The following is a 12,683-nucleotide window of genomic DNA, read 5'->3' as shown; positions in this document are numbered from 1 at the left end:
AAAAATGAATCAACTTATTAATTCCATCTCACCTTAAAGATTGCACCCAAGCTCAGCCATCTGGTAGGCATAGGTACCGCACCAGCCTCATTGTACTGAGCATCTGTAAGGTTGGTTGCTTGAGCATACACCGTCAGGGTAGGGAAATGATAGTTTAGCTTTGCATCGATGACAGTATAAGGGTCGTTGAGTTCTCTTTCTACAAAGCGCACCTGCAATTGCGTACTCCATTTTTTGTAGTTGTAGTTTACCCCACCGATAGCCTGATGCTTTAAGCTCTCTAACGAATACTTCGAAATCAAACCACCCGAAAGCATTTTCGCCTTTGGACTCAGGTATTGATAGCTCAGTTTGTATCCCAAACTTTGCTCATTGCCCAAATCTACTTTATGTTGCCACAAGAACTGAAGCCCTCTGAGGGTTTGCTGATCAAAATTCTCTGGGGTATATGGCACACTACTATCAATACGCACCCAATCTATAAAGTTATGAATATTTCTTTCAAAAACCGTTGCTTGAAACCTCTTGTTACCTTTAGTATAATACACCCCCGCTTCGTATTGCCATGCATTTTCAGGTTGTAGCGATGGGTTTCCGACATTCGAAGGCTGTTTCAAGTACAAATCCATAAAGGACGGAATACGCTGACTCGACCCTACACTCGCCGAAGCCTTCCATTCCTCATTGATTTCATACGAAACATCTACACCAGGATACCACTGAAAACCAAAAGCCGAGTTGTAGTTCCAATAAGCACCCACACTCACAAATAATCTATCCGCAAATCTGTTTTTGTATTCGGCAAACCATCCATGGTTGGTACGTTCGTGCTGTTGTAGATTAGAGCTGTTTACCTTTTCATGTCTGGCTTCGTACCCTACGCTAAAGTCACCAAAGTCAGTTGCATACAAAGCATGTAATTCTCCCATCACCGCGTTTAGATAATGTAGCGAACGAGCCTTGCTCAAGTCGTGTCTAAAGTAGCGGTAGTCGTCCTCATTGTAGCGATTGCTGATACGAGGTTTTAACACTATATTTCCAATTTTGTGTTTACTCCCCATGCTAAAGAGCAAGGTTTTTACCACCTCAAAAGATTCCTTATCGCCTGGGGCAGCATAAAAACCATTGGCACCAAACTGATTATGAATATATCCCCCCATCCAGTTAAAATGATTATTGACATCAGCAGACCATTGTCCTTGGTACATAAGCTTTTTATTAGCCGCCGCCGAGTTGTAGCGTTGACCGTTAGTTTCCTCTTTAGTAGCACTCAGCAAATGCCCCACACTACCAGTCTTTCCAGCAATCGTAGCATTGATACCACCAGAAGCATAAGTCCCCTCTCCATCGCCAGCCTCTTTACTCTTGAAAGACGAACCCATATAGGCATGCACCTGAGCATAGGTCTCATCGCTGGTTTTTGTAACGATATTGATAGCACCTGTCAGTGAGTTGATACCATAAATACGAGAAGCAGGAACCTTTCAAAATCTCGATTCTTTCAATTGCCTCAAAGGGGATCGGAAGGTTTAGATTGTGGTGAGCCGTCAAGGCGTCGCCTACTTTCATTCCGTTCCACAAAATCATGGTTTGTTCAAAAGTACCTCCGTCGATGCTCACATCAGCCTGCGAACCAAATGGCCCTCTCTGACGCACATCCACACCACTTGCATAGGCAAGCAACTCGTTGATAGAGCTCACAGGCAGTTTTCTGATATCCTCTTTGGTGATAATTTGCACACTGCGTGTCGATTCGCCAAACGGCATCTCCAGCGGCTCTTTGGTAATAACCAATTCTGACAATTCCTCAACCTCCTGTTCCTGAGCCTGAGTAAATAACGGCAGTAATAACGCTGCTAAAAATAATTTGTTTTTCATATAGTGTATTAAATAATTTAGCGATTTAGAAAATTAGGTATATAGAAATTTTCAATTTTTTATATATGCATATTTGTTTTCCATTTATTTTAGGTTTCAAATGAATAAAATATTTATTTGGGCGTGCCCCTTTGGGTCGGGCTATCGGCAGTCGCTTTTTGTTCATTCCACTTTGTTTCATTTCACAAAAGAGCTCCGACAATGCCTCTATCCCTCACGCAATTTTTACATGGTTGAATATTTATTTTATATAAAATAAAAATTTTGAAATCCTGCTGTAGAGACAAAATATGTATAGTCTCAATATTTGTTATGATGTTTGACAAAGTTTGTAGCCAAAATGTGTTATTCCGAACTTTTGTTTTGTAATCTAACAATACAATTTCTACTTAGGACTACCTTGTTTTATAGTTGATTCATACAATTTCTACTTAGGACTACCTTGTTTTATAGTTGATTCATACAATTTCCGCTTAGGGCTACCGTGTTTTATAGTTGATTCATACAATTTCCACTTAGGGCTACCGTGTTTTATAGTTGATTCATACAATTTCCACTTAGGGCTACCGTGTTTTATAGTTTATTCATACAATTTCCACTTAGGGCTACCTTGTTTTATAGTTGATTTATACAATTTCTACTTAGGGCTACCTTTTTTTATAGTTGATTTATACAATTTCTACTTAGGGCTACCTTGTTTTATAGTTGATTTATACAATTTCCATTTTGTGCTGATATATAATCCTTTATTTTCTTTTTGGTAGAATAGTTTGTCAAAGTCTCAAAACTTTTTCAAACTCTCTTGTGCAATCATTTTTGAGATTGTATAGTTTGAGTATATAAACTTCTGAGAAGTTTCAATACTTTTCAGAAGTGCTTTGTGATTTTTCATATCAAAATTTTATATCATATAGCTATATATTGTTACATTTTGCTCTGTTTATTGGTATGTTTTTTAATTTTTTAAATAAAAAACTTTTGTAATGTTAAATATATAAAAAAAGTTTTTTTATATTTGTTGTGAATAACGTTAAAATTATTAAATATGAACACATTAGAATTAAAAAGACTGCATAATGCCGAACATTTGGCATTGATGACAGAGATGCTACATTTGGTAGAAGAATCTGCCATAGCACAGCTAAACGATGTGAAAGCTGATTTCACAAAATTTGTAGAGCTATCCGAAGAGGCTCAAAAGCAAATCACTAAAAGCAAATATACCAAAGAGCTGGGTATCCTCGACGAGGAAAGAGACCATCTCTACAGAGGTATGATGCACAGAGTGCAAAGCGAAATGCTACACCCTGATATAAATAGACGAAAGTCTGCTGAAAAGGTAAAAATCGTATTTGATGCCTACGGTAGAATCATCTCAAGTAATTATGAAAAGCAAACCGTAGAGCTTCAAAACCTTATTTTAGATCTTCGTGCTCCCAACTTTGTACAGGACGCTAAAGCTATTGGTCTCAGAGAGTGGATAGATGCTTTGGCTACTGCCAATGAAAACTTTCACACTCTGTATCTACAACGCCGCGATGAATACGCTAGTAGAGAGTCGTACAATATGAAAGATATACGCAAGGCTCTCGATGATGTATTTAAAAAGTTGAGGGATGTCACTGCCGCTTTGGCTATTTTGCAACCAAGCGATGAACTCGAAACTTTGGTTCGCAAAGCCAATGTGAGTATTTCTAAATGGCGTGATACTATCGCTCAACGCAGCGGTCGTAGAACTCGACAAAATGACGAGCCTATACACAATGATGAGGAAACAGCAGATTAAAAATTGCTTTTCCAAATATCCGAACACCTCCCCATATCTGTGCTTTTCAAGGGGAGGTGTTTTTTGTTTTACGCGTGAGGGGTGGGAGCGGTATCCTTTTGTGGAGGCGACAGCCGACACAAAAGATATAGCGGACGACCCGACCCATAGCATTGCCCCAATGTGATTTTGTACTACTATATTCCTATATATTCTTGATGTACTCTTTACTTTTACTATCCCTATATAATAGGGCATTGCGTAGGGGCACGCCCAAAATACCTTCTTGCTTTTTTTGTTTTGCTGGGCAAATATCGTAACTTTCCGGTCTGTAATTATAGTCCAGTTTTTGAATTTATGAATAGTCCGGTTGTGTCGTTATTTGCAGAGCAAATTTCGATAGATAAATTGTCTAAAAATCCTGTGTATCTACAGGTAGCTCATCAGGTGGTGGAGATGATTCAGCGAGGGCAGGTGGCTCATAATACCCCTTTGCCTGGTACGCGTGTATTGGCTCAATGTATGGGGATCCACCGCAATACTGCCTCGATGATTTATGACGAACTGGCTGCGATGGGGTGGGTGGAAATTATACCCAATCGTGGAACTTTTGTCAGTGCCGTCCTTCCTAACAACAAACTAAAAGCGGGGACTTCCAACGAAGACCTTTTTGCTACTGAAACCCTTTTTGAGCTAAAAGAAAATCCTTTTTTGCAGATTCCCTTTCCAAAAAATACTTTGAAATATACCCTAAACGACGGCGTACCCGATGTGCGGTTGATTCCTACTCAATTGCTGTCGAGATGGTTGCATAGCTCGGCAAAAAAATCTCAGATTGTACAGAGTGATTTTCCTGTAGTGCGTGTCAGTAAACTCAATAATCACTTGTGCAACTATCTGAAAACGAGTTATGGCTTTAAGATTTCGCCAGATAATCTGTCTGTGTTTCGCTCTGTAGAGGGGGCTTTTTATATTGTAGCTCAGACTGTTTTGCAACAAGATGATCTGGTGCTGGTGTCGTATAAAAATCATCAGGTGGTCAATGCCACATTGCGACATTTGGGAGCAAAGATTCATCAGATACCCTATGATAGCGAGGGGATTTCGGTAGAGTATATTCGCCAAAAGTTTAGAAAAGGGGAGGTACGCATGGTGTATGTCAATGCACAAAGGCATTATCCTACGACGGTGGCGATGAGTTTTCGCCGAAAGATAGAATTGCTGCAACTCGCCTACGAATATGGCTTTGCCATAGTAGAAGAATGTTTTGATAACGAGTGGAATCACGAGCATCAGCAGGTATCAATGGCCAGACTCGACACGCAGGGAGCTGTGATCTATATCGGACGTTTTGGGACGCAGTTGCTACCATTGTTTCATCGTAGTTTTGTGGTGGCACCAAACAATCTGATTGAAAAAGTAAGGCACTACAAACATATCATCGACTATCGACATGATGATTTTACCGATAAAATTCTCAGCGAAATGCTCATCGAAGGAGATATTCACCGTATTCAGAAAAAAATCCTCCTCGAAAATAAAAGACGTATGGGGCATGCTATCGATTTGCTACATGCTACCTTTTCACACGAGATAAAAATCCAAAAGGCGAGTGGTGGTATGGCTCTATGGATAGAGTTTTTTCCGCATATTTCCCTCAAAACTTTTGCAGAATTGCTCAGAAAATATGATGTTTTACTGCCCGACTACATCCTCTTTCAGGACAAATCGACCTGCGGAATACGATTGGGATTTGCCAACTGGACGGAAGATGAACTTCGAGAGATTATTTGGTCTTTTAAAAAGGTTTATGAAAGTTTGTCGTGAATTTTTATTTGTGATATCTACTAGCCTACGCCAAAAATAGGTAAGGTTGTGAATCTGATAAAGGACAATCTGCCGTATGAAAATGGTGGAATATGTAAATAATTTGAAAAAAAACAAAGCAGATGTTTTTTACGTAAAATAGCTTTTTATACTTTTGCATTAGAAATATTAAACAACAAAACAACAAATAACGATACAAAATGGGAAGAGCCTTTGAATTTAGAAAAGCAAGAAAAATGAAACGTTGGTCTGCTATGGCAAAAACGTTTACTCGTATTGGAAAAGATATCGTAATGGCGGTGAAAGAAGGAGGTCCAAACCCTGAAACCAATGCGCGTCTGAGAGCAGTGATGCAAAACGCAAAAGCGGCAAATATGCCTAAAGACAACGTGGATAGAGCTGTCAAAAGAGCTACTGACAAGGATACAGCAAACTATAAAGAAGTGTTGTTTGAAGGATATGCACCTCATGGTATTGCGATTTTGATCGAAACAGCTACTGACAACAACAACCGTACGGTGGCAAATATCCGCTCGTATTTTAATAAGTGCAATGGTACGTTGGGGACACAGGGTTCGGTAGAATTTATGTTTGACCACAAATGCAATTTTAGAATCGAAAAGGTAGAGGGACTGGATTTGGAAGAGTTTGAATTGGAGTTGATCGACGCTGGGGTAGAAGAAATCTTTGAAGACGAAGATGGTATTATGATTTACGCTCCTTTCAATAGTTTTGGTGCTATCCAAAAAGAGTTGGAGGAACGCAATATGGAAATACTTTCGTCTGGTTTTGACCGCATTCCACAGGTTACGAAAGAATTGACCGAAGAGCAAATCGCTGATGTGGAAAAATTGTTGGAAAAAATAGAGGAAGACGACGACGTGCAAAACGTATTTCACACTATGGCATAACATTTTATTACTAAAATTATAAAGAGGTTGTACATTTGTCAGCCTCTTTTTATATTATTATGAAAGTATTTTTATCATTTTGGCTTATTGTAGGTACGCAGGTCTTGTTTGCTCAATCGGTAGATTTTGTGCAAGGCGATGCGTCGATTTTTTTTGATACGGAACATAAGTTGGTAAAAGGCGAAATACTTTATCATTTTACTTGTTCAGAAAAAAATACTATAGTGGGTATTGATGCAAAAGAGATGCAGATAGATCGGGTAGAGGTCAATGGAAAATCGGTGGAATATTTGTACAATCAACAAATTATTTCCTTTTCAAGCGAGGTAAAAATAGGGGCAAATACCGTGAAAATCTCCTATCAGACGTCTCCTAAACAGGCGTTGTATTTTGTGGATAACGAAGGTAGTCCTCAGATATGGACGCAGGGGCAGGGAAAATATACCAGCCATTGGCTCCCTAGCTTTGACGATACTAGCGAAAAGGTGATTTTTAACCTGAACATCCGTTTTGATAAAAATTTTCAGGTGATTTCTAACGGAAAATTGGTCGATAAAACCTGTGATACCTCTGACTGTACGTGGTACTATCAGATGCAGCAACCTATGAGCTCGTATTTGGTGATGTTGGCCATCGGTAACTATCAAAAAAAGGTAGAATATTCAAAGTCGGGAGTGCCTATTGAAAATTATCTTCCTCACAATGCTCATCAACATTACACCTATACGTATCAAAATACACCTATCATAATGGATATTTTGGAGGAATTTCTTCAAGTGCCCTATCCATGGAAGGTCTATCGCAATATTCCCGTATACGATTTTATGTATGCCGGTATGGAAAATACCACAGCAACTACTTTTCATCAAAATTTTGTGGTGGATAAAATAGGAGCCATCGACCGTTCGTACCTCAATGTAGATGCTCACGAAATGGCACATCATTGGTTTGGCAATCTCATCACAGCAAAACATCCCGAAGACCACTGGATTCAAGAGGGATTTGCAACCTATCTGGATTGGTATATCGAAAAACAGCTGAAAGGAGATGATTATTACTATTGGAAAATGTATGAAATGAATGAAAAAGTGTCTCTCGATGCCAAGGTAAACAAAAATACAGTGATTTATTCACCAAAAGCCACTACTACTACCTATTATGACAAGGCTGCTCTTGCAGTTTATAACCTATCGTTGCAGTTGGGCGAAGAAAAGTTTAGACAGGTATTGAAGTTGTTTTTGCAAAAACATGCATTTCGCTCAGTAACTACCGAAGATTTTTTGCAAGAGATAAAGAATGTGAGTCCAACCTTTGATGTGGAAACATTTAAAAACAACTGGCTGTATAATTCCGGTCTCCCTATTGATTTGATACAAATTGCAAAGGAAAATAGTCAGTGGGTAACTACATATTTACAGGTCATCGAACTACAAAAACTGTCTTTTAAAGAAAAGAAAGAGCTGTTGTGGAACTATTTAACTGATGAGACCAACGGTATTTATACCCAAAAAGAAGTCATTTATCAATTGCATAAGGAAAATTTTGAAGATATAAAGGCGTTTTATCATTATGTAGCACAGTCAAAAAATGTAAAATTACGTCAAGCGTTGGTACAAATCATTCAAGAAATACCCGATGAATTTTATGAGGAATATGTAAAATTTTTACAAGACGATTCCTACATTACAAAAGAATTAGTGTTTAAAAATCTGTGGTTACAAAAACCAGAAAACCGAATTCAGCTGTTGGATGATACACAGGATATCATAGGAATGGGGGATAAGAATTTTAGAATTTCTTGGTTGATGATGGCTTTGAAAACCGAATATAAACAAAATGAGAAAGCCAAATGGTACAAAGAATTACATGATTACACTACCGAACGCTATAATGCCGACGTAAGACAAAATGCCATTCAAGCCCTGTGGTATGTAAATCCATTGGATAAAAACGCTCTGCCACCATTGATTGACGGTTTGGTACATCACAATACAAGGTTTGTGAATTTTTGTAGAAAAGCTATCAAACAATTGTGCGAACGAAAAGAGTTTAAAGTCTATTTTGCACAACAATTGGAGGTGCTTTCGGTAGAAAAAAGAGCAAAATTGGAAAAAATAATCGGCTTGGAGTAAAACAAAAGACTGTCAGAGAATGTTAGTTCTGACAGTCTTTTTCTGTTTTATTCAAAATACGAAAAACTTTCGTTTCCTTTGATGTTGAGTAGGGTATGGTAAATCAATAGGATAAGGTTTTCGATATCGTTTTGATGAGCCATTTCTACCGTTGTGTGCATATAACGCAAAGGCAACGAAATCAAAGCCGACGGTGTACCTCCATTGCTATACGCAAAAGCGTCGGTGTCTGTACCTGTAACTCTCGAAAGGGCATTTCGCTGAAAAGGAATGTTTTGCTTTTCGGCTGTAGAAACAATCAGTTCTCTCAAGATATTGTGAATCGCAGGTGCATAGCCTATCACAGGCCCTTTGTTGATTTTTTGTTCCCCTTCGATTTTTTTGTCAATCATCGGTGTAGTGGTATCGTGGCAAACATCCGTTACAATAGCCACATTGGGTTTGATGGCTTGAGTAATCATTTCGGCACCACGCAATCCCACTTCCTCTTGTACAGCATTTACGATATACAATCCAAAAGGCAGTGTTTTGTTGTTTTCTTTTAGCAAACGAGCCACTTCGGCAATCACAAAACCACCGATGCGATTGTCCAACGCACGACCTACCCATTTGTCTTTATTTAGAATTTCAAATTCATCGGGATAGGTAATGACACACCCTACATGCACGCCCAAAGACTCAACTTCTTCGCGAGATTCGCATCCACAATCGATAAAAAGACTCTCGATTTTTGGAGTAGGTTCGTCTTTGCCCAGTCTCAATCTCGTGTGAATAGCTGGCCAACCAAATACACCTTTTACGATACCTTTTGGTGTGTGGATATATACCTTTTTTGAAGGAGCGATTACTTGGTCACTACCACCATTTCTCACGACATAAATCAGTCCGTCTTCAGAAATATAGTTGACATACCAAGAGATTTCATCGGCATGAGCTTCGATGACCACTTTATATTTGGCATTAGGATTGATAATACCCACTGCGGTACCGTATTTATCCGTATAAAATTCATCAACAAAAGGTTTTAGATAATTCATCCAAAGTTTTTGCCCAGAAGATTCGTAACCCGTTGGAGAAAAATTGTTTAAATAATTGGTAACAAATGCGATAGAATTTTCATTTAAAATCGATGTACTCATAATGTAAAAATTTTATCAAAAATAAGAAGAATGAAATAATTTAGTAGTAATTTTGAATTAAAATAGTAAAAAAATGAAAAAAATACTTTTAGGAATATTCATGTTTTTAGGAACAATAGGATTTGCCCAAGAAGGAGAAGATATTGAAAAATACTTCAAAAATGTAAGCAAAATGGTAAAAGAGGCAAACGCAGACGGTTATGTAGAATTGCCTGAAATATTTATCAATATATCACGCGAAGAAATCGAACGTGAACAAACGATGAATATTTTACGCCGAAGAATTTTACGCGTGTATCCGTATGTAGTGGCAACTTCAGAAAACCTGATGGCACTCAATTCTGAATTGGATAAAAAATCTACAATCCGTGAAAAAAACAAATACATTAAAACTCAAGAAAAGCTTTTGAAAGAAAAGTTTGAAGAGCCTTTGAAGAAATTGTCGAGAAAAGATGGTCAGATTTTGGTGAAATTGATTCATAGACAAACGGGACAATCTACCTTTAATTTGATAAAAGAATTTAAAAGTGGCTGGTCTGCATTTTGGTCAAATCAAACGGCAAAAATGTTTAACATCAACTTGAAAACCCAATTCAATCCCAATCAAAACATCGAAGATTTTTATATCGAATATCTTTTAGAAGAGTTAGCAAATCAACGTAGAATACATTATGTAACTCCAGTTTTGCAATTTAATCGTGCAAAAATGAAAGCCGATTGGAAAACAAAATTAGGAGATTCAGGATATTATCCAGAGTAGGAAAGGAGTAAAATATCACCAAGTTTTTATCGTTAAGGATAGGATTTTGGTGATATGTTTTTATAGGGATTTCCACTACATTTCCACATATAACTATTATTTATATACTCGAAAACAGCTCCCTTATTTCCTCCAAAAGCATAGCATCTCTGTTTTTTTGTTGTAAAAAGAAAAAAAACAGCGACAATCCGTGTAATTTGCGAGAGAATTCACAAAGCGTATCGAAAGTATCCGTTGAAAACCAATTGTTTAAAAAATATTTCAAAATTTTTCTTCAAAACATTTGGAAGATAACAAAAACTTGTTCTATCTTTGCAATCCGTTCAAAGAGATAGGGGGCGATTAGCTCAGCTGGTTCAGAGCACCTCGTTTACACCGAGGGGGTCGGGGGTTCGAATCCCTCATCGCCCACGAAAGAAAAAAAACTAAAAAAGTTTTGTGTTTTAGAAAAAACTTTCTACTTTTGCAACCGCTTTAGAAACGAAGCGTTTTGTAAGTAGGGGGAGAAAAACTTTAACAAATTTTTTAACAAAATAAATTTTGGTAGTTTTAAAAATTCTTTCTACTTTTGCACTCGCTTTCTGAGAGGGGAGTGAAAGTAAAACAAGAGACGATCATAGAAAATATTTTATTGAATTAACAGCATACCTGAGAGAACAAGTAAAGTTGGGATAAAACATCATTAATATAAAAAATATACGATGAAGAGTTTGATCCTGGCTCAGGATGAACGCTAGCGGCAGGCCTAACACATGCAAGTCGAGGGGTAGAGCTACTTTAGTAGTTTGAGACCGGCGCACGGGTGCGTAACGCGTATGCAATCTACCTTATACAGAGGGATAGCCCAGAGAAATTTGGATTAATACCTCATAGTATATTTGAGTGGCATCATTTAGATATTAAAGATTTATCGGTATAAGATGAGCATGCGTCCCATTAGTTAGTTGGTGTGGTAACGGCATACCAAGACGATGATGGGTAGGGGTCCTGAGAGGGAGATCCCCCACACTGGTACTGAGACACGGACCAGACTCCTACGGGAGGCAGCAGTGAGGAATATTGGTCAATGGAGGCAACTCTGAACCAGCCATGCCGCGTGCAGGAAGAATGTCCTATGGATTGTAAACTGCTTTTGTACGGGAAGAAAACGTGCTATGTATAGCAAACTGACGGTACCGTAAGAATAAGGATCGGCTAACTCCGTGCCAGCAGCCGCGGTAATACGGAGGATCCGAGCGTTATCCGGAATCATTGGGTTTAAAGGGTCCGTAGGCGGGATTATAAGTCAGTGGTGAAAGTTTGCAGCTTAACTGTAAAATTGCCATTGATACTGTAGTTCTTGAATTTTTGTGAAGTAACTAGAATATGTAGTGTAGCGGTGAAATGCATAGATATTACATGGAATACCAATTGCGAAGGCAGGTTACTAACAAAGGATTGACGCTGATGGACGAAAGCGTGGGTAGCGAACAGGATTAGATACCCTGGTAGTCCACGCTGTAAACGATGGATACTAGCTGTTTGGTTTTCGGACTGAGTGGCTAAGCGAAAGTGATAAGTATCCCACCTGGGGAGTACGCACGCAAGTGTGAAACTCAAAGGAATTGACGGGCCCGCACAAGCGGTGGAGCATGTGGTTTAATTCGATGATACGCGAGGAACCTTACCAGGGCTTAAATGTAGATTGACTTATTTGGAAACAGATATTTCTTCGGACAATTTACAAGGTGCTGCATGGTTGTCGTCAGCTCGTGCCGTGAGGTGTCAGGTTAAGTCCTATAACGAGCGCAACCCCTGTTGTTAGTTGCCAACGAGTGATGTCGGGAACTCTAGCAAGACTGCCGGTGTAAACCGTGAGGAAGGTGGGGATGACGTCAAATCATCACGGCCCTTACGTCCTGGGCCACACACGTGCTACAATGGCCGGTACAGAGAGCAGCCACTTGGTGACAAGGAGCGAATCTATAAAGCCGGTCACAGTTCGGATTGGAGTCTGCAACTCGACTCTATGAAGCTGGAATCGCTAGTAATCGGATATCAGCCATGATCCGGTGAATACGTTCCCGGGCCTTGTACACACCGCCCGTCAAGCCATGGAAGCTGGGGGTACCTGAAGTCGGTGACCGCAAGGAGCTGCCTAGGGTAAAACTGGTAACTGGGGCTAAGTCGTAACAAGGTAGCCGTACCGGAAGGTGCGGCTGGAACACCTCCTTTCTAGAGATGTCCGACTTTACCTCTCGCTGTTGGTTCAAATAAATGGATAAAATAGAA

8 protein-coding genes, 1 tRNA gene and 1 rRNA gene are annotated in these 12,683 nt (G+C 39.1%); 7 read left to right on the top strand and 3 right to left on the bottom strand.

Features of this window, described 5'->3' with window-relative positions; translation table 11 throughout:
• Window positions 1–17 precede the first annotated feature (17 nt).
• On the bottom strand, window positions 18–1,394 hold the full coding sequence (locus AB4865_RS11225) for a TonB-dependent receptor plug domain-containing protein (RefSeq protein ID WP_372473390.1): 1,377 nt from the start codon (window positions 1,392–1,394) through the stop codon (window positions 18–20).
• A gap of 13 nt (window positions 1,395–1,407) precedes the next feature.
• Complete coding sequence (locus AB4865_RS11220; RefSeq protein WP_372473389.1) at window positions 1,408–1,803, bottom strand: TonB-dependent receptor; 396 nt, start codon at window positions 1,801–1,803, stop codon at window positions 1,408–1,410.
• Between the two features lie 1,120 nt (window positions 1,804–2,923).
• Here AB4865_RS11220 and AB4865_RS11215 point away from each other — a divergent pair.
• From AB4865_RS11215 to AB4865_RS11200, 4 genes are all read left to right on the top strand, one after another.
• On the top strand, window positions 2,924–3,664 hold the full coding sequence (locus tag AB4865_RS11215) for a DUF6261 family protein (protein ID WP_372473387.1): 741 nt from the start codon (window positions 2,924–2,926) through the stop codon (window positions 3,662–3,664).
• A 336-nt stretch (window positions 3,665–4,000) separates the two neighbouring features.
• On the top strand, window positions 4,001–5,470 hold the full coding sequence (locus AB4865_RS11210) for a PLP-dependent aminotransferase family protein (protein WP_372473385.1): 1,470 nt from the start codon (window positions 4,001–4,003) through the stop codon (window positions 5,468–5,470).
• A gap of 200 nt (window positions 5,471–5,670) precedes the next feature.
• The gene (locus tag AB4865_RS11205) at window positions 5,671–6,381 is read left to right on the top strand and encodes a YebC/PmpR family DNA-binding transcriptional regulator (protein WP_372473384.1); all 711 of its coding nucleotides are present in this window, start codon (window positions 5,671–5,673) and stop codon (window positions 6,379–6,381) included.
• 59 nt (window positions 6,382–6,440) lie between these two features.
• Window positions 6,441–8,513, top strand: coding sequence for a M1 family metallopeptidase (locus tag AB4865_RS11200; RefSeq protein ID WP_372473382.1), 2,073 nt, complete (start codon window positions 6,441–6,443; stop codon window positions 8,511–8,513).
• Window positions 8,514–8,560: 47 nt separating this feature from the next.
• On the opposite strand, the gene AB4865_RS11195 is transcribed toward AB4865_RS11200, so the two are convergent.
• A complete protein-coding gene (locus AB4865_RS11195; RefSeq protein WP_372473381.1) occupies window positions 8,561–9,652 on the bottom strand; it encodes a M42 family metallopeptidase in 1,092 nt (363 codons plus the stop codon).
• Between the two features lie 73 nt (window positions 9,653–9,725).
• Between AB4865_RS11195 and AB4865_RS11190 the strand changes: the two genes are divergently transcribed.
• The 3 genes from AB4865_RS11190 (at window position 9,726) to AB4865_RS11180 (ending at window position 12,626) form a co-directional block, all read left to right on the top strand.
• Window positions 9,726–10,412 carry a DUF4294 domain-containing protein gene (locus AB4865_RS11190; protein WP_372473379.1) on the top strand — a complete coding sequence of 229 codons (687 nt, stop codon included), beginning with the start codon at window positions 9,726–9,728 and terminating at the stop codon, window positions 10,410–10,412.
• Between the two features lie 336 nt (window positions 10,413–10,748).
• Window positions 10,749–10,823: transfer RNA gene (locus tag AB4865_RS11185), tRNA-Val, on the top strand.
• A 287-nt stretch (window positions 10,824–11,110) separates the two neighbouring features.
• Window positions 11,111–12,626: ribosomal RNA gene (locus AB4865_RS11180) — 16S ribosomal RNA — on the top strand.
• Window positions 12,627–12,683: the final 57 nt, after the last annotated feature.

The organism is Capnocytophaga sp. ARDL2 (assembly GCF_041530365.1).
Classification (GTDB): domain Bacteria; phylum Bacteroidota; class Bacteroidia; order Flavobacteriales; family Flavobacteriaceae; genus Flavobacterium.
The sequence above is the reverse complement of the archived record's forward strand: the minus strand, read 5'-3'. Positions and strand labels throughout refer to the sequence as shown.